At 70.1% G+C, this 17,628-nt stretch carries 14 protein-coding genes; 2 read left to right on the forward strand and 12 right to left on the reverse strand.

Annotated features, from left to right (window positions below; genetic code table 11):
- Positions 1-160: 160 nt before the first annotated feature.
- From B0293_RS09595 to B0293_RS09625, 7 genes are all read right to left on the reverse strand, one after another.
- On the reverse strand, positions 161-730 hold the full coding sequence (locus B0293_RS09595) for a DUF5134 domain-containing protein (protein ID WP_005166020.1): 570 nt from the start codon (positions 728-730) through the stop codon (positions 161-163).
- Between the two features lie 74 nt (positions 731-804).
- Complete coding sequence (locus tag B0293_RS09600; protein ID WP_039919516.1) at positions 805-1,974, reverse strand: lipid-transfer protein; 1,170 nt, start codon at positions 1,972-1,974, stop codon at positions 805-807.
- Positions 1,974-2,369: a MaoC family dehydratase gene (locus B0293_RS09605; RefSeq protein ID WP_005166022.1), complete on the reverse strand. Its 396-nt coding sequence runs from the start codon at positions 2,367-2,369 to the stop codon at positions 1,974-1,976. The genes B0293_RS09600 and B0293_RS09605 overlap by 1 nt, the downstream gene beginning before the upstream one ends.
- Positions 2,366-3,280, reverse strand: coding sequence for a bifunctional MaoC family dehydratase N-terminal/OB-fold nucleic acid binding domain-containing protein (locus B0293_RS09610; RefSeq protein WP_005166023.1), 915 nt, complete (start codon positions 3,278-3,280; stop codon positions 2,366-2,368). Before B0293_RS09610 ends, B0293_RS09605 begins: the two co-directional genes overlap by 4 nt.
- On the reverse strand, positions 3,277-4,449 hold the full coding sequence (locus B0293_RS09615; protein WP_005166027.1) for an acyl-CoA dehydrogenase family protein: 1,173 nt from the start codon (positions 4,447-4,449) through the stop codon (positions 3,277-3,279). Before B0293_RS09615 ends, B0293_RS09610 begins: the two co-directional genes overlap by 4 nt.
- 2 nt (positions 4,450-4,451) lie before the next feature.
- Complete coding sequence (locus tag B0293_RS09620; protein ID WP_005166029.1) at positions 4,452-5,516, reverse strand: acyl-CoA dehydrogenase family protein; 1,065 nt, start codon at positions 5,514-5,516, stop codon at positions 4,452-4,454.
- Between the two features lie 111 nt (positions 5,517-5,627).
- Positions 5,628-7,019 (reverse strand): WS/DGAT/MGAT family O-acyltransferase, encoded by a 1,392-nt coding sequence (locus B0293_RS09625; RefSeq protein WP_005166030.1) that lies wholly within the window; start codon positions 7,017-7,019, stop codon positions 5,628-5,630.
- Positions 7,020-7,085: 66 nt separating this feature from the next.
- On the opposite strand from B0293_RS09625, the gene B0293_RS09630 reads away from it, so the two are divergent.
- Entirely contained in the window at positions 7,086-8,333 is a 1,248-nt protein-coding gene (locus B0293_RS09630; protein WP_005166032.1) for an alpha/beta hydrolase, read from the forward strand.
- A gap of 66 nt (positions 8,334-8,399) precedes the next feature.
- On the opposite strand, the gene B0293_RS09635 is transcribed toward B0293_RS09630, so the two are convergent.
- The 3 genes from B0293_RS09635 to B0293_RS09645 form a co-directional block, all read right to left on the reverse strand.
- Positions 8,400-9,584 (reverse strand): SWIM zinc finger family protein, encoded by a 1,185-nt coding sequence (locus B0293_RS09635; protein ID WP_005166033.1) that lies wholly within the window; start codon positions 9,582-9,584, stop codon positions 8,400-8,402.
- On the reverse strand, positions 9,584-12,349 hold the full coding sequence (locus tag B0293_RS09640; RefSeq protein WP_005166035.1) for a DEAD/DEAH box helicase: 2,766 nt from the start codon (positions 12,347-12,349) through the stop codon (positions 9,584-9,586). Before B0293_RS09640 ends, B0293_RS09635 begins: the two co-directional genes overlap by 1 nt.
- 115 nt (positions 12,350-12,464) lie before the next feature.
- A complete protein-coding gene (locus tag B0293_RS09645; RefSeq protein ID WP_077241284.1) occupies positions 12,465-14,540 on the reverse strand; it encodes an acyl-CoA dehydrogenase in 2,076 nt (691 codons plus the stop codon).
- Positions 14,541-14,696: 156 nt separating this feature from the next.
- On the opposite strand from B0293_RS09645, the gene kstR reads away from it, so the two are divergent.
- The gene (gene kstR / locus B0293_RS09650; protein ID WP_039919529.1) at positions 14,697-15,344 is read left to right on the forward strand and encodes a cholesterol catabolism transcriptional regulator KstR; all 648 of its coding nucleotides are present in this window, start codon (positions 14,697-14,699) and stop codon (positions 15,342-15,344) included.
- A gap of 452 nt (positions 15,345-15,796) precedes the next feature.
- On the opposite strand, the gene B0293_RS09655 is transcribed toward kstR, so the two are convergent.
- Both B0293_RS09655 and B0293_RS09660 read right to left on the reverse strand, forming a co-directional pair.
- Positions 15,797-16,786, reverse strand: coding sequence for a TIGR03557 family F420-dependent LLM class oxidoreductase (locus tag B0293_RS09655; RefSeq protein WP_039919518.1), 990 nt, complete (start codon positions 16,784-16,786; stop codon positions 15,797-15,799).
- Entirely contained in the window at positions 16,783-17,628 is an 846-nt protein-coding gene (locus tag B0293_RS09660; protein WP_005166044.1) for an LLM class F420-dependent oxidoreductase, read from the reverse strand. The genes B0293_RS09655 and B0293_RS09660 overlap by 4 nt, the downstream gene beginning before the upstream one ends.

The following is a 17,628-nucleotide window of genomic DNA, read 5'->3' on the forward strand; positions in this document are numbered from 1 at the left end:
GGACAACCGGGGGAAGCTCATTCCGGGCCAAACCCTCCACGGTCTCCGTCCACACACATCATCATCACTGTGGCTTTCGCAACACGCGGGACGCGATACATGCCGCGTTCAATCACCTACTCGCGCTTACAGGCCCCGCAAGCAGGTGACTACTCGCGGGTCAGAGGGCCGCGCCGATGAGCATGTAGCCCATCCCGGCGCCCATGATGACCCGGCAGACGCGCCGCGACACCTGACCGGATTCGCCGTTTCCTCGCGCCGCGAGGACACCGGCGCGCACGGCGTCCACCGCGAAATACACGGCAACGGCACCGAAGACCAGCGAAAGCCACAGCGCCGAACCGCCACCGGGGCCGGACATCACCAGCCACGGACCGTGAGAAACCTCGCTGTGTGGCATGAACGTCACCATGAACAGCATCGCGACGGCGGACACGGCGTGGTGCCCGCACGCGGAGTGCCCGGACCGCCGCCCCTTCCACCACGAGACGGCGAACCAGCCCGCGGTCAGTGCCAGCACCGCCTGCCAGCCCGCCGCGGGGATCGGGCCGCCCACCGGGGACAGCATCGCGACCATGGCGACGACGAGCAGCAGTTCGGCGAGGTCGCCGTTGCGGACCCGCGCGCCGTGGCGCCCGTAGTCCAACCGGACGAGTCTCAGCACGCAGGGCAGGACCAGCGCGGCGAACACCGCGGTCAGGGTCCACGCGACGACGAGTGGTCCAGACATCTCACCCTCCTGGCCGGTATCCCTCTCACCGTCGCAGGTGGCGCACTAGTACACCATCGGGCATCGGGGTGATCTCAGCCCGCGGTCAGGACCAGTCCGCTCGTAGGTACGCCGGTGCCGGCGGTCACGAGCACTCGCGCGGCCCCGTCGACCTGGTTGACGGCGTCGCCCCGCAACTGCCGGACCCCTTCGGCGATCCCGTTCATCCCGTGGATGTAGGCCTCCCCCAGCTGCCCGCCGTGCGGGTTGAGCGGGAGTTTCCCGTCGAGTTCCAGGGTGCCGCCGCCGATGAAGTCCTTGGCCTCGCCCTTGCCGCAGAACCCGAGTTCTTCCAGCTGCATCAGGACGTAAGGGGTGAAGTGGTCGTAGAGCACGGCGAGGTCCATGTCACCGGGCCCGAGTCCGGACTGCGCCCACAGCTGCCGCCCCACGACGCCCATCTCCGGCAGCGCCGGGAGGTCGTCACGGTAGTAGCTGGTCATCACGTACTGGTCCGGACCACTCCCCTGCGCGGCCGCCGCGATCACGGCGGGCCGGTGCGGCAGGTCGCGCGCCCGTTCGGCGCTGGTGATCACCAGCGCGACACCGCCGTCGCTCTCCTGGCAGCAGTCCAGCAGGTGCAACGGTTCGGCGACCCAGCGGGACGCCTGATGGTCTTCGAGCGTGATCGGTTTGCCGTAGAACCAGGCCTTCGGGTTCGTCGCCGCGCGGGCGCGGTCGATGACCGCCACCCGGCCGAAGTCCTCGCTGGTCGCGCCGTACTCGTGCATGTAGCGCCGGGCGAGCATGGCGACGGTCGCGGCGGGCGTCGCGATCCCCATCGGGTAGTGGAACGCGTTGTCGACGCCCGAAGAGTTCACCTGCCCCGCCGCGGCCGAGGACACCTGCCCGAACCGCATCCCGGACCGTTCGTTGAACGCGCGGTACGCGACGACGACGTCCGCGACGCCGGTCGCGACGGCCATCGCGGCCTGCTGCACGGTGGCCGCCGCCGCGCCGCCGCCGTAGTGGATCCGGCTGAAGAACTTGAGTTCGGGGATGCCGAGTTCCCGCGCCACGGCGATCTCGCTGTTGCCGTCCATGGTGAACGACACCAGGCCGTCCACATCGGACGGCGAGAGCCCGGCGTCCTTCAGCGCGCTCGAAACCGCTTCCGCCGCCAAGCGCAACTCGCTGCGCCCGGAATCCTTGGAGAACTCCGTCGCGCCGATCCCGGCGATCGCCGCCCGTTCGGACAGGGTCATCACTCGACTCCCAGCGTGATCGCCACGGTACCCACCACGTGCTCGCCAAGACTGTCCACTCCGGACACCGCGATCACCACGTCGTCACCGTCCCGTTCCGTGACCCGGCCGGTGAAGGTCAGGGTGTCGTAGGCGTAGCAGGGCACGCCGAGCCGGATCTTGATCGACCGCACGAACGCCTCCGGCCCCGCCCAGTCGGTGACGAACCGTTGCACCAGACCGGTGTCGGTGAGGATGTTGAGGAAGATGTCCTTCGATCCGCGTCGCACGGCGGCGTCCCGGTCGTGGTGGACGTCCTGGAAGTCCCGGGTCGCCACCGCGGTGCTCACCACGAAGGTCGGAGTGGCCTCGATCGTCAGCGGCGGCAGCTCGGTGCCGACCGAACAGTCCTTCATCGCGCGACCCTCCAAGCGGGCAACGTCAGTTCGTCGTCGATCTTCACGAAGGCCGCTTCCACGCCGAGTCCGATGTGGACGGACTCCGGATCGGCGTCGAGCAGTTCGCCCATCACCCGGACACCCTCCTCCAGTTCGACGAGCGCGACCACGAACGGCAGATCCTTGCCGGGGACCTTCGGATGGTGGTGCACCACGTAGCTGTAGACCGTCCCGCGACCGCACGCGACGACGTAGTCCGGCTTGGCGTCGAGGTCGCCGCCGGGCGGCATCGGGCCGGGCGGATGCCGCAGGGTCTCGCCCCACCGCTGGATCCGCAGTTCCCCTTCACGCAGCCCGGCCCAGAAGAACTCGGTGTCCTTGCTGATCACCGGTCGCAGGACCGGGGCCGCCTGCTTCGCGGGCTCGGCGCCCGGCGGACGGAACTTCAGCACCCGGAAGACCATGTCCGCGACGGCCTCGTCGCCGACGTACCAGGTGGTCTTCGTGGTCACGAACCAGCCTTCGCCCAGCGCGGTACGTTTCGGCCCGACGACGCTTTCGAGTTTCGCGGTCGCCTCGACCCGCTCGCCGTGCCGCAGATAGCGGAAGTAGTTCTGCTCGGAGTTGGTCGCGACGACCGAGGTGAACCCGGCTTCGTCGAGCACCTCCATCATCGCGCCGAGCGGATCGTCCGACGTCCTCGTCCAGTGCAGCCCACCCATCGTCCACACCTGCGCCATCGCGGGCGGCGCGACGAGCCCCTTGTGGACGCTCCCGGCGGCGAACTCCTCGTCGACGTAGACCGGGTTGCGGTCACCGAGGGCTTCGACCCAGTTGTTCACCATCGCCTGGTTGACCGCGTCGCGGGCGGCCCTCGGCGCGGATTCCCCTTGCGCGGCGATGCGTTCCGCGGCTTCCTGGATGCTCATCGCGGCACCCTCGGCAAGCCGAGCCCGGCGGTGGCGATCAGCTCGCGCTGGATCTCGCTGACGCCGCCGCCGAAGGTCAGCACCAGATTGCGTTTGGCCACCACGTCCAGCCACCGCGCCAGATCCGCGGTTTCGGCGTCGGCCTGATCGCCGTGTCGTGCCACGATCTCCTCCAGTTTCCTGGTCAGCCGCTGGATGCGCTCGGAACCGACGATCTTGGTGGCCGAGGCGTCGGCCACCGCCACCGGCCCGGTCGCCGACGACGCCGCGACCTGCCAGTTCAGCAGTTCGTTGATCCGGGCGGTCGCCAGGGTTTCCGCGAGTACGGCCCGGACGTCGGGTAACTGGAGCAGCGGCGTGCCGTCCGGGGCCTTCCTCGACGCCGCCCAGTCGCGGACGCGGTCGCACAGGCCGCCGATCCGCCCGGCGGGGCCGAGCATGACGCGTTCGTGGTTGAGCTGGGTGGTGATCAGCCGCCAGCCCTCGTTCTCCTTGCCCACCAGCATGTTCGCGGGCACCCGGACGTCGGAGTAGTAGGTGGCGTTCACGTGGTGCGCGCCATCGCAGGTGATGATCGGTGTCCAGGAGTAGCCCGGATCGCGGGTGTCCATGATGAGGATCGAGATCCCCTTGTGCTTCGGCGCGTCCTGCTCGGTCCGCACGGCCAGCCAGATGTAGTCGGCGTCGTGCCCGCCGGTGGTGAAGATCTTCTGGCCGTTGACGACGTACTCGTCCCCTTCGCGCACCGCCGTCGTGCGCAGCGCCGCGAGGTCCGTTCCCGCGTCGGGTTCGGTGTAGCCGATGGCGAAATGCACCTCGCCCGCGAGGATCTTGGGCAGGAACAAGGACTTCTGTTCCTCGGTGCCGAACGCCTGCAACGTGGGCCCGACGGTCTGCAGCGTCACCGACGGCAGCTGGACGTCGGCCCGGGCGGCCTCGTCGACGAAGATGTGCTGCTCGATCTCGCCGAAACCCCGGCCGCCGTACTGTTCGGGCCAGCCGACGCCGAGCCGGCCGTCGCGGCCCATCCGCCGCACGATCTCGCGGTACACCGGTCCGTGCCGCTCGCGCAGCATCGCGCGCCGCTCGTCGGCGCTCACCAGGCCGGCGAAGTACTCTCGCAGTTCGGTTCGCAGTTGCTGCTGCGCCGCGGTCAGTTCGATCAGCATTCTCACCCCGCCACCAGTTCGCCCACCGCGGCCAGCCGATGCGAGGCGCCGCCGAGCGTTCGTCCCAGATCCTTGACAGCCGACGAGAACCGGTGCAGTGGATAGGTTTCGTCCACGCCGATCCCGCCGTGCAGGTGATGGCAGACGGCCAGCGCCCCGGGCGCCTCCTCCGCCAGCCAGTACGCCGCGATGTCGAGTTCCGCGTCGGCGTCGAGCCCCGCCCCGAGCCGCCAGACCGCCGACCGCGCGGCCAGCTGGACGGTCCTCGACGCGACGTAGACGTCCGCGATCTGTTGCGCCACCGCCTGGAACGCCGCCAGCGGGCGCCCGAACTGCTCGCGTTCGCCGACGTGCTTGGTGGTCAGCGCGAGCGCGCCGGCGAGCAGCCCGTCGCCGAACGCCACCGAGCCCGCGAGCGCGAACCGGTGCAGGGTCGCGATCGACTCGCCGGGGCCGTGCCCGTTCAGGAGATCGGCGTCGGTGACGGTCACCGAGTCCAGCGTCATCGTGTAGTCCGGCGTGCCGCAAGACGTTCTCGTCGGGGTCAGCGTCACGCCGTCGGCCCGTGGATCGACCAGGAAGACGCCGGTGCCGCCGGGCAGCGAGGCGGGCGTCAGGATCCGGGTGGCCTCCGCCGCGAACGGCACGCCGACCTTGACCCCGCTCAGCCGCCAGTCCCCGGCCGATTCCGCGGCGGTCGCGGGCCGGGTGGTGAACGGCGCGGAGGGTTCGTGCAAAGCGGCGGTGAGCACGGAATCGCCCGCGGCGACCGGCGGCAGCAGCGCCGCACGCTGGTCCGGGCCGCCGAGCGCGGTGACCGGCAGGACCCCGAAGGCCAGCGTCGCCAGCGCGGGCGTCGGCGAGGCGACGCGACCGAGTTCGGTCAGCACCAAGGCGACTTCGGCGACACCGAGGCCGTCACCGCCGAGTTCGGCGGGCAACGCCAGGGCGAGCAGACCGGCGTCGGCGAGCGCGCGCCACGTGTCCGCGGGCTCGCGATCCTTGCCGAGCACGCCCGCGGTCAGCGCGGTGACCTCGGTCTGCGTCTCGTCGAACTGGAAGTCCACACTGGCTCCTCACCGGGGCGAACGGGCACAATACTGAAACCTGTTCTAGTCTTATCCGGAAGGAGGCGTGACGGCAACCCCCTCGGGAAACGGGGGCACGGGAGGAGGGAGCTACGGCGTGGCTTCGAGCAGTTCGGCGAGAGCGTCCGGGAAGTGGTCGGCGAGCGGCCACAGCTCCCCGGTCAGTTCGCGCGCGCCGAGCAGGCCGACGTCGACCCGGCCAGCGTTGGACAGCACGGTGACGTTGAGCCCGGCGCCGTGGAACACCGGCCCGAGCGGGTAGAGCCCGGTGATCCGGCAGCCCAGCAGGTACAGCGGCATCGGCGGACCGGGCACATTGGACACCACCAGGTTGTGCACCACCGGATGCCGTTCGGCCAGGCGCAGCGCGGAATACGCGCGCACCGCGAGGCCGAACATGGTCGCCGCCGAGAACTGGGCCCAGTCCTGGAGCATGTCGGCGTGGATGTCGTGGTGGTGGTCCTTGGAGTGCCGGTTCGACTCCGCGAGCATGAACACCCGCGCGGCGGGATCCTCCAGGTGCGTGGGCAGCGAGGCGAAGAACGCCGAGACCTTGTTGCTGCCGTGGTCGCGTTCGGTGCGTTCGTGCACCGACACCGGCACGGTCGCCACCAGCGGGTCCTCCGGCAGTTCGCCGCGATCCCGCAGGAACCGGCGCAGCGCACCGGAAACGACGGCGAGGACGACGTCGTTGACGGTCACCCCGAAGGCGTTCTTGATCCGTTTGACCTCGTCGAGGTCGAGCGAGGTGTAGGCGACGCTGCGGTGTCCCGTGATCGTCCCGTTGAACGACGTCCGCGGCGCGGTGAACGGGACCGGCATTCCCTTGCCCTGCAACGCTTTACCCAGCCATTTCGGGACGAGTCCGAGCAGGTCCGGGAGTAGTTTGACGACCTCGACCGGACGTTTCGCGAACGACGTCAGCCCCTCGCCGAGCAGCGCGCGCCTGCCGGGGACGCCTCCGTTGTGGCGTTCGTCCTTCGCGATCTCCGGCGGCGCGGCGTCCGGTTCGAGACCGGCGAGATAGGTGATCAGGCTGGCGCCGCTGACCCCGTCGACGCTGGCGTGGTGCATCTTCAGCAGGACCGCGATCCCGCCGTCGGCCAGGCCTTCGATGACGTACAACTGCCAGAGTGGCTGCGCGCGGTCCAAGCGTTGTCCCGCGATGTGGGCGCAGAGTCCGGCCAGTTCCCGCCGGTCACCGGGCGCGGGTACGCCGATCCGGTGAACGTGGGCTTCGAGGTCGAAGTCCTCGTCCTCGACCCACACCGGATGCGTCAGGTTCCAGAGTGGATTGTGCAGCTTGCGCCGGAATGCCGGGATCAGCTTGACCCGTTCGGCCAGTTTCTCCTTGAAGCGCTCGAAGTCGTAGCCGCCGGGCATGGTCGAGCCGTCCAAGGTGAGCAGTCCGCACACATGCAGGACCTGGGCCTGCGTCTCCAGGTAGAGGAAACTCGCGTCCAGACCGCTCAGTCTCTGCATAAGAATCACCTTAAGTGAACTTTGCAACCGGTTCTAGACGGTTACCCGGGGGTAGGATCGGTGCCCATGCAGCCGAGTTTCGTCGTCCGACAGGCACTCCAGCTCGCGCTCACCGCGAACGCGCTGAAGCCGCCGAGAGGTGCCCGGACGGCGGTCCCGGCGTTCTTCGCGGGCTGGCTCACCGGGGAACTGGCCCCGCATCTGCTCGCACTCACCGCGGCCGACGCGGCGGCGCACGTCGCACGGCACCGGAGCGGGTCGAGCAAGGCCGGTCTCGCGCTCGCGACGGCGTCGGCGGCCGGGCTCGGCGCGCTGATCGCGCAGTCCCAGCGAGCCCGGGGCGAGATCGAGACCGCGCTCACCGAAGGCATCGGCAACGCCTACGCCGACGAACTCGAGCACCCGCCGAGCCCGACCGACCTCGCGACCCCGTGGGGCCAGCTGGCCATGCCGTTCCGCATGCGCGATCCGGAGGTCCGGCGGACGCGCGACATCGCCTACGCGCCCGGCGGGAAGCGGTTCCTGCTCGACGTCTACGCCCCGCGCGAACCGGTCACCGGCGCGCCGATCCTGCTGCAGGTACACGGCGGCGCGTGGGTGATCGGCAACAAGGACCAGCAGGGCCTGCCGCTGATGCTGCACATGGCCAAACGCGGCTGGATCTGCATCGCGATCAACTACCCGCTCTCCCCCGCCGCCCGCTGGCCGGCGCACATCGTCGCGGCGAAACGCGCGCTGGCCTGGATCCGGGACAACGCCGAGTCCTACGGCGGCGACCCGTCGTTCGTCGCCGTCACCGGGGGTTCGGCTGGCGGGCATCTCGCGGCGCTGCTGGCACTGACCGCGAACGACCCGGCGCTCCAGCCCGGCTTCACCGAGGCGGACACGAGCATCCAGGCGTGCGCCCCGCACTACGGCGTGTACGACTTCGCCGCGACCAGCGGGCGGCGCTCCAGCCAAACCCGGCTGAAGACGCTGATCGCCCGGCACGTCTTCGAATCGGACAGGGATCCGGTGAACTTCCTCGACGACTACATCGCGGCGTCACCGCTGGACCGGATCACCGAGGACGCGCCGCCGTTCTTCGTGATCCACGGCGTCCACGACTCGCTGGTGCCGGTGGGCGAGGCCCGCGAATTCGTGCGGCGCCTGCGGGAGAAGTCCCAGCGTGAGGTCGCCTACGCGGAGATCTCCGGCGCCCAGCACGCTTTCGACGTCTTCCCCTCGATCCGCAGCGCGCACGTGGTCCGCGGGGTGGAACGGTTCCTGGAGTGGGCTTACCGGTCGGAGAAGCGCCGGTCGAGTGGGTCGTGAGTGGTAAGTCGCGTTAGAACGACACTTACCACTCACGACCACCTCAGCCCATGCCCTCCGCCGGCGTCAGGGTGGATAGATCACGTCCGTCGGCCGTGTGGACGCCGGACCGTCGACCCGCCAGCCTTCGCCGTCGCGTACGAAGCGGTACCACCGTTCGTCGCGGCCGTAGCGCAGTTGCAGGTCGCCCTGGGTGATGCGGTTCCGCCAGGTCTTCGGCGTCCCCGGCAGGCCTGACTCGGCGAAGTCCGCCTTGGCCTGCGCGAGCGGCGCCTGCGCCGGCCGCCAGACCTCCCGGACCACCGCCATCCCGCCCCTGCCCGCTTCCCGCCACGCCTGCGCCCACGCGGTCAGATCCCGCACCGGGATCCCCGCCGCTTCGGCGAGTCCGGCGACATCGCCGGGATCGCCTGCGGCCGCCCGGCGCGCGAGGTCTTCCACGAACGACAGCTCCGTTTCCCGCTCCGGCCCCATGACCAGCAGCTCCCACGCCCTCGCGGCGGCATCGGCCGCCAGTTCCGCGAAGATTTCGCTGCTCCAGCCGGTGCGGTGCGGCGGGTCGACGTCGAGGACGGCGGGCGGTCCGACCGTGCCCGGGACGGCCAGCCGAGGCGGCAGCGCGGCGATCCGCCGGGTGTAGGCGCGTTTCGGATCCACACCGGGCGCCGCGGGGGCGCGCACCCGCTTGCCCGGCTGACTCGCGGGAGCCCGTCGCGACCGCAGTTCCGCGAGGACGGCTTCCCTCGGCCTGCCGCGCAGCAGGAACAGCACGAACGGATCGGCGTCGACCTCGTCCGCGACCAGGTAGTACACCGCGGCGACGTGCTTGCACGGATTCGCGCTGTCGGGACAGGAGCACTTCGGGCGGAGATCGCCGGGGCCGGGGAGCAGGTCCGCGCCGGCGGCCCGCGCGTCCTCGGCCAGCTCGCCGGGCAGTTCGCCGTCGAGCAGGGCGGCGACGTGTCCGAGCCGGGAGCCGGCCATGCCGAGCAGGCTCTCCCACTGAGCGTCGGTGAACGCCTGCATGTGGATGGTCACCCGGTACGGCACCGCCCGGCTGCCCTGCACCCAGGCCGTCACCTCGCCCGCGCCGACCGCGAGCTTGCTGACCGTGCCTTTGCGCGCGTACGTCCGGCCGCGCGGCAACCGGTTCGGGTCGAGCTTCGCGCGCTCTTCCAGCGCCTCGACCCACGCCGCACCCCACCACGTGTTGCCGAAGGTGCGCCGTTTCCGGCCGGTCACGCCGGGCATCAGGTCTCCCCGAGCCGGACGAGGTCGGCGAGTTCGTCGTCGGACAGTTCGGTGATCCAGTTCTCGCCCGCGCCGATGACCGCGTCGGCCAGCCCGCGTTTGGTCTCCAGCACCGTGGCGATGCGCTCTTCCAGGGTGCCCTCGGCGATCAGCCGGTGCACCTGGACCGGCCTGTCCTGCCCGATCCGGTACGCGCGGTCGGTGGCCTGGTCCTCGACCGCCGGGTTCCACCAGCGGTCGTAGTGGATCACGTGGGTCGCCTTGGTCAGGTTGAGCCCGACGCCGCCCGCCTTCAGCGACAACAGGAACACCGGCACCTCACCGGCCTGGAACCGGGCGACCATGTCCTCGCGGTCCTTGGGCGTGCTCGACCCGGACAGCAGCATCGTCGGCAGCCCGCGTTCGGCCAGGCGTTTCTCCAGCAGGCGGCACAGCTGGACGTACTGGCTGAACACGAGCACGCTGTCGCCCTCGTCGAGGATGACGTCGAGCAGTTCCTCGAAGGCGGCGAGCTTGCCGGAGCGGCCGTGCAGCACCCCGGGTTCCTTGAGGTACTGCGCCGGATGGTTGCAGATCTGCTTGAGCTCGGTGAGCAGTTTGAGCACCTGCCCGCGCCGGGCCGCGCCGTCCAGCTCGCGGATCATCGCGAGGTTCTCCCGGACCACGGCCTCGTACAGGGTCGTCTGCTCGGCGGTGAGCGGGACGAACCGGTCGGTCTCGGTCTTGCGCGGGAGTTCGGGGGCGATGTCCGGGTCGGTCTTCTTGCGGCGCAACAGGAACGGCCGCACGGTCGCGGCCAGCCGCTCGGTGGCGGCGACGTCCCGGTTGCGTTCGATCGGGCGGGCGACCTTGCGGCGGAACCCGTCGAGGGAGCCGAGCAGGCCCGGCGTCGTCCAGTCCACAATGGACCACAGCTCGGTGAGCCGGTTCTCCATCGGCGTCCCGGTCAGGGCCACTTTCGCGGCGGCCGGGATCTTCCGCAGCTCCTTGGCGGTGACCGAAAGCGGGTTCTTGACGTGCTGCGCCTCGTCGGCGGCGATCATCCCCCAGTCCACTTCGGACAGTGTCTCGCGATCCCGCCGGAGGACGCCGTACGTGGCGAGCACGACCTCGTCCGGCGCGACCTCGTCGAGATGCCGTCCGCCGCCGTGGAACCGGCGCACCGGGATGTCCGGCGCGAACCGGGCGAATTCGCGTTCCCAGTTGCCCAGCAACGACGTCGGGCACAGGACGAGCGTGGGACCCTCCCCGCGCGGGCGGCGGTGCAGATGCAGGGAGATGAGCTGGATCGTCTTGCCCAGCCCCATGTCGTCGGCGAGGCAGGCGCCGAGACCGAGGCCGGTCATCGTCGCCAGCCAGGCGAGGCCCGCCTTCTGATACGGCCGCAGGGTGGCCTTCAGTTCCGCGGGTTGCTCGATCGGTTCCCCGGCGCTTTCCCGGATGCGCTGGAGCAGCCCCGTCATCGCCGACGGGACGGTGAACTCGACCTTCTCGCCGTCCAGTTCCAGCTCGCCGGTGAGCGCCGCGGCCAGCGCTTCGGCTCCGGACAGCTTCTTCATGCGATGAGCGCGCACTTTGGCGATCAAGCGCGCGTCGACCTTGACCCACTTACCGCGCAGCCGCACCAGCGGCCGTTTCGCCTCCGCGAGCGCCGTGACCTCGGCATCGGTGAGTTCCTCGTCCCCGATGCTCAGCCGCCAGCGGAACTGCAACAGGCTCTTGAGCGTGAACTCGGGCCCGGTGACACTGCCCGGGGTCTGCGTCGCGCTCGCCTTGGCCTTGAGCTCGCCCGAGAAGAGGTCCTTCGGCCACTGCACCTCGATGCCGGCGCCGCCGAGCGCCGCGTCACCGTGGGTCAGCAGGTCGACGACCTCGTCGTACTCCAGCGCCAGTTCGGTCGGCGCGGCCGACTGGAGGATGCGCCCGAGCGGCGCCCACGCCCTGGCGCCACGACGCAGCCCGAGCAGCATCTGGGTCTCGACCTGCTCTCCCATCCGCTCCAGGACGGCTTCGGGCGCGTCCCACAGTGTCGCCGCCTCGACGATCAGGCTCGGGTCGGCGGCGCTCCGCACGGCGACGACGGCGGCGAACGTCGGCTCCGCTTCGGGATCCTCGGGCTCGTGCACCTCCATGCGCAGCACGAGATGCGCGCCCTGCGCCTGCCGGGCGCTCAGTTCCGCGAGCCAAGCCGCGCCGTCCGGCCCGACCAGCGTCGGCTCGGCCGCCGCGAACGCCGGACCACCCGCCGCGACACTCGCGGCGGGCGTGCGGACCAGCACGTCGGCCGTCGCGTCCCAGAAGGCGCGGATCAACGATTCCGGCGAGTGCAGCCGGATCCGTTTCAGCCCGGACAGCGGCAGGGCGTGTGCCTCGGGCGGCAGCGCGGCGGCGAGACCGCGCAGCATCTCTTCGTCGGCGACGTCGAGCGGGCCGACCCGCCACGAATCCACCCCGCCGGGTGAGGCGGCGGGCAGCAGCCTGCCCCGGGCGATGAGGTTCACCCCGGCCTCGGCGACGGCCGCCCACGCCGCGATGGCCGGGCTCAGGTCGCCGTCCGCGGTCAGCAGCCGCGGAATCACGCGTGACAACGGGACGAGTGCCGCGTCGACCTTCGTGCGCCGGAAGACCTTCCCGACCGGCAGCACGAGTTCGATCGCGGTGTCACCCGCTACGCCGTCTCCCCAGAGCGCCAGCACACCGTCCCGCGGGGGATCCGAGGGGACGAAGGTGGCTTGGGTTCCTGTGCCGAACTCCACGACCCGCACGCTAGAGCACCGGACCGACAGCCGTCGGGCAGCGGTGTGGTGAACGGTCCGTTCACCACACCACGAGCCGTGAGATGACCGGTCACGGCACCTCGCGGTGCGATGACCGGAACTTTCAGGACCGTGGAAGCCCCAGCAGCCGCTCAGCCGTCAACGACAGCAGCACCTGCGTCGTACCGCCCGCGATACTGAGGCACCGCGTCAGCAGGAACTCGTGCTGCGCGGGATCACCGGCCACGAGAGCGTCCTCACCGAGCGCCTCCAGCGCGAATTCCGCCACCGCCTGCCGATGCCGGACGCCCAGCAGTTTGCGCACGCTCGACTCGGCGCCCGGATCCTGACCGCCGAGCCGCCGCAGCGTCGCCCGCAGGTCCAGGACCGAACACGTGCTCCCGTCGGCGATCAGCGCGCCGAGTTTCTCCAAGTCCGCGTCGTCGCCGAGAGTGGCGAGCAGGTTCTCGACCCCCTCCCCCACCGCGGACCCGCTGCCGAGAGCGACGCGCTCGTTCGCCAGCGTGGTCCGCGCGAGCCGCCAGCCGCCGTCGATCTCTCCGACCACCATGTCGTCCGGGACGAAGACGTCGTCGAGGAACACCTCGTTGAAGACGGCGTCGCCGGTGATCTCGCGCAGCGGCCGCGTGCTGATCCCGGCGGCGGTCATGTCGACGAGGAAGTAAGTGATCCCCTTGTGTTTCGGCGCGTCCGGATCGGTACGCGCCAGGCAGATCGCCCAATCGGCCTCGCGCGCGAGCGAGGTCCACACCTTCTGGCCGTTCAGCAGCCATCCGCCGTCGGTACGCCGGGCCGTCGTGCGGAGCGAGGCGAGATCGGAGCCGGCCTCGGGCTCGCTGAACAGCTGGCACCAGGTGATCTCGCCGCGCAGTGTGGCCGCGGCGAACCGTTCGCGCTGGGCGTCGGAGCCGTGTTCCAGCAGCGTCGGCACCGCCCAGGCGCCGATGACCAGATCCGGACGCCGCAGGCCGGCTTCGGCGAGGGCGGCGTCGATCCGCAGTTGCTCGGCGGCGGTGGCGCCCCGGCCGTACGGCGCGGGCCAGTGCGGGGCCAGCAGCCCCGAATCGGCCAGCGCGACACGCCGTCCCGATTCGGGCAGGCCGGCGATTTCGCCGACCAGGTCACGGAGTCCGGCGTCTTCGCCGACCTCGACGCTCAACGTCCGGCGGTCACCCCGCAACGCGAGTTCGGCGGCGCGGCGGCGCCAGCGGGTGGAACCGCCGAGCCACTGGCGCAGGGCCACGGCGCGGCGCAGGTAGAAGTGCGCGTCGTGCTCCCAGGTGAAGCCGATGCCGCCGAGGACCTGGATGCAGTCCTTCGCGTTGGCCACGGCCGCGTCGAGGGCGTAGGCCGCCGCCGTCGCCGCCGCGAGGGCGTGCTGCGCGGGGTCGTCGGCCGCCCTCGCCGCGTCCCACGCGAGCGCGTCGGTGACTTCGGCCCGGCAGAGCATTTCGGCACACAGATGCTTGATCACCTGGAACGACCCGATGGGACGGCCGAACTGCTCTCGCACCTTCGCGTACTCGACGGCGGTCCGAAGACACCATCGCGCGATCCCCGCGGCTTCGGCGGCGCCGAGCGTGGCCGCGTAGGAATCCACTGGGAGCGCGTCGAAAACCGCCTCTGGCCTTACCTTCGCGCACCGGACGCGGCCCACCGGCCGGGAGACGTCGAACGGTTCGCACTCCTCGATGTCCACTCCGGACGTCCCGGGTGGAATGAGCGCGGAGACGTCACCGTCGGAGACCAGCAACCAGGCCGACGGGTGAACGTCGAGACCCGGTCCCGACTCGCCGTCGACGATCGAGCCGGAGACGCGGAAACCCTGGCCGAGCACCACCGCCAGCCGTTCGGTCCCGTCCGCGAGACCGGGCAGGATCTCTTTGGCGGCTTGGGGAACCGTCGCGAGCAGCGCGCCGCCCAACGCCGTCCCGAGGACAGGACCGGGCACGAGCGCTTCGGCCGCTTCGGCGAGCCCTGCGGCCAGATCGGCGAGTGTGCCGCCCGCGCCGCCGACGTCTTCGGGAATCGCCACGCCGAACAGGCCGAGTTCCGCCAGTCCTGGCGGCGGCTCGGCGATCCGGCCACTCCGGACGGCGTCGACCGGATGGGCGGAGGCCGCCCAGGCCCTGATCGACGCGGCCAGCGCCGCCTGTTCCTCGGTGAGCGCGATCGACACGGGTGGGACCTCCTCGCCAGACCTACCCGCGAGTGTAGAACGTGTTACAGTTTCTTGCCCAGTGGGTCACGTCTTGAACAGTTCGTCCGCTTGGGTACGCTACGGGGAGAAAGTGGAACAAGTTACGAAGATCGTTCGATGAAGGGGGACGTGGCGATGCCAGGGAAGGCCAAGGCACCCACGAGCGCGAAGACGCGAAGCGGCAACGGTCTCTCCGCGCTGGGCGGCGAGGAGCTCGGCTCCGCGGCACAACGCGACCGGCGGCGGCGCATCATCGACGCGACCCTCACCCTCGCCGCGAAGGGCGGGTACGACGCCGTCCAGATGCGGGCGGTCGCCGAGAAGGCGGACGTCGCGCTCGGCACGCTGTACCGCTACTTCCCCTCGAAGATCCACCTGCTGGTTTCCGGACTGGCCAGGGAATTCGAACGCGCGCAGGAGAAGCTCGACCGCGCGACCATCCCCGGCGAGACCCCGAGCGAGCGGCTCATGGTCGTGCTCGGCCGCAACACCCGGATGATGCAGCGGGACCCGCACCTCACCGAGGCGATGGTCCGCGCGTTCATGTTCGCCGACACCACCGCGGCCGCCGAGGTCGAGCAGGTCGGGCGGCTGATGGAGAACATGTTCGCCAAGGCCATGGGCATCGAGGATCCGACCGAGGCCGACCGCGACATCTTCCACGTCATCGCCGACGTCTGGATGGCGAACCTGGTCGCCTGGGTGACGCGGCGCGCCTCGGCGGCCGACGTCGCGAACCGGCTGGAACTGTCGGTGCATCTGCTGCTGGACAAGAACGTCTGACGTTCCTCGTGAGTGGTAAGTGTCGTTAGAACGTCACTTACCACTCACGACCCACACGACAGGGCGGCCGGGTCAGTGGCTCCGTGCGACGCCAGGCTCTTCGGCGTCGACTGTGTGGATTTTGGTGCGTTGGATGACCAGAAATCCACACAGTCCCCGCGTGACCGGCCCGGTCGCGAAGGGGTGTGTGGAATTAGGGACGCTGAACATCCCTAATTCCCACACACCCCTCACTCTGAGCGACACTTCGCGCCTCGTCGGCCACATCAACCCGGCACCTTGCTTCCCTTCAGCCCGGGGAACAGGGGCGGTGAGTGGCCGGTCGAGCGGGGGCCGCGGTCCCGGATCTTGATCAACGGAGGATTCCGGACGTTGAATGTCCCAATTCCTTCATCGTCATTCCTGCATCGTCGTGCGGGTTCCCCCGTCAACCACACTGCCATCCAGCACCGTTACGCCGTCAGCTTCGGCAGTACGTCCCGGCCGAAGGTCTCGATGAACTCGTCCTGGTTCCGGCCCACGTTGTGGACGTAGATCCGGTTGAAGCCGGCGTCGACGTACTTCTGCAGCGCCGCGCGGTGCACGTCCGGGTCGGACGAGACGACCATGCGGCCCTCGAAGTCCTCACGCCGCACCAGTTTCGCCATCTGCGCGAAGTCGAACGGCGAGCGGATGTCGGCCTTCGGGAACTTCATGCCGCCGTTGGGCCACTGGTTCAGCGCATTGGCCCACGCCGTCTCGTCGTCCTCGGCCCACGACAGGTGCACCTGCAGCAGCTTCGGCATCGAGTCCGGGTCCTTGCCCGCCTTGCGCGCGCCGGTGCCGAAGTTGTCGAGGATCCCCGCCAGCTTCTCGATCGACGCGCCCGGCGTGATCAGCCCGTCCGCCAGCTCGCCGGTCTTGCGCGAGGTGTACGGGCCCGCCGACGCGATGTAGATCGGCGGCGGCTCGTCCGGCAGCGTCCACAGCCGCGTGGTGTGCAGCTTGAAGAACTCGCCGCTGTGCTTGACGTCCTTGCCGGTGAACAGCTTCCGGATGACCTCGAGCGCCTCGAACATCCGCCGCACCCGCTCGGGCGCTTCGGGCCAGTAGCCGCCGATGATGTGCTCGTTGAGCGCCTCGCCGGAGCCGATGCCGAGCCAGGTCCGGCCCGGGTAGGTCGCCTCCAGCGTCGCCGCGGCCTGCGCGACCATCGACGGGTGCAGCCGGAACGACGGACAGGTCACGCCGGGCCCGAGATCGCCGGTGGTGTTCTCCGCCAGCGAGGCGAGCACGCTCCACACGAAGGAAGCTTCACCCTGTTGAGGGACCCACGGCTGGAAGTGGTCGGCGGCCATCTGGCCGGAGAACCCGTGTTGTTCGGCCAGCGCGGCCAGCCGGATCGACTCGCGCGGCGAGAACTGCTCCAGCGCCGCGGCCAAGCCGATTTGCACCTCAGTCACGCCTGCTGCCCCTTTCGAAAGCTCTCGGCGACCTTCGCGAACTGGTCGAGTCGTTCCAGTGTCGCCGCTTCGGGCTCGGTCGGCAGGAAGAGCGTGGCCTCGTCGACGCCGCCGTCGACCAGCCTGCCGAGCGCCTCCTCTTCAGGCGTGGCACCGAAAGCCGAGAACTTGATGTCGGCCCGGCCCTGGTCGGCCAGCCACTGACGGACCCGACGAAGTTCCTCCGGCGGGGTGTGGGCGTGCGGAAGCCAGCCGTCGCCGTACTTGGCGATCCGCTCCATCGCCTTCTCCCCCGCGCCGCCGATGTAGATCGGCGGATGCGGCTTCTGCACCGGCTTGGGCCAGGCGAAGATCGGGTCGAAGTCGACGTGCTTGCCGTGGAACTCGGCCTCGTCCTTGGTCCAGATCTCCTTCAACGCGGCGAGCTGCTCGTCGACGAGCGCTCCCCGGGTACGCGGATCCGTGCCGTGATTGCGCATTTCCTCCCGGTTCCACCCGACGCCGACGCCGAAGACGAACCGGCCTCGCGAGACGAGGTCCAGCGAAGCGACCTCTTTCGCCGTGTGGATGACGTCGCGCTGCTGGAGCAACGCGACGCCTGTGCCCAGGATCAGGTTCGACGTGGCCCCGGCCGCCGCGGTCAGCGCGACGAACGGGTCCAGCGTCCGGTAGTACACGCGTGGCAGTTCGCCACCGCCCGGGTACGGCGATTCCCGGCTGACCGGGATGTGCGAATGCTCCGCGATGTGCAGCGAGCTGAACCCGCGCTCTTCGACGGCGGCGGCGAGGACGTCCGGCCTGATGCCTTCATCGGTGATGAAGGTGGCGATTCCGATCTCCAT

Source organism: Amycolatopsis azurea DSM 43854, assembly GCF_001995215.1.
In the GTDB taxonomy this organism is placed as follows: Bacteria; Actinomycetota; Actinomycetes; order Mycobacteriales; family Pseudonocardiaceae; genus Amycolatopsis; species Amycolatopsis azurea.

Coding starts and splice junctions, on each gene's coding strand:
- B0293_RS09660 (WP_005166044.1), bottom strand. CDS start 17,628: ATGGAGATCGGAATCGCCACCTTCATCACCGATGAAGGCATCAGGCCG.
- B0293_RS09625 (WP_005166030.1), bottom strand. CDS start 7,019: ATGCAGAGACTGAGCGGTCTGGACGCGAGTTTCCTCTACCTGGAGACG.
- kstR (WP_039919529.1), top strand. CDS start 14,697: ATGCCAGGGAAGGCCAAGGCACCCACGAGCGCGAAGACGCGAAGCGGC.
- B0293_RS09600 (WP_039919516.1), bottom strand. CDS start 1,974: ATGACCCTGTCCGAACGGGCGGCGATCGCCGGGATCGGCGCGACGGAG.
- B0293_RS09615 (WP_005166027.1), bottom strand. CDS start 4,449: ATGCTGATCGAACTGACCGCGGCGCAGCAGCAACTGCGAACCGAACTG.
- B0293_RS09635 (WP_005166033.1), bottom strand. CDS start 9,584: ATGCCCGGCGTGACCGGCCGGAAACGGCGCACCTTCGGCAACACGTGG.
- B0293_RS09595 (WP_005166020.1), bottom strand. CDS start 730: ATGTCTGGACCACTCGTCGTCGCGTGGACCCTGACCGCGGTGTTCGCC.
- B0293_RS09630 (WP_005166032.1), top strand. CDS start 7,086: ATGCAGCCGAGTTTCGTCGTCCGACAGGCACTCCAGCTCGCGCTCACC.
- B0293_RS09610 (WP_005166023.1), bottom strand. CDS start 3,280: ATGAGCATCCAGGAAGCCGCGGAACGCATCGCCGCGCAAGGGGAATCC.
- B0293_RS09605 (WP_005166022.1), bottom strand. CDS start 2,369: ATGAAGGACTGTTCGGTCGGCACCGAGCTGCCGCCGCTGACGATCGAG.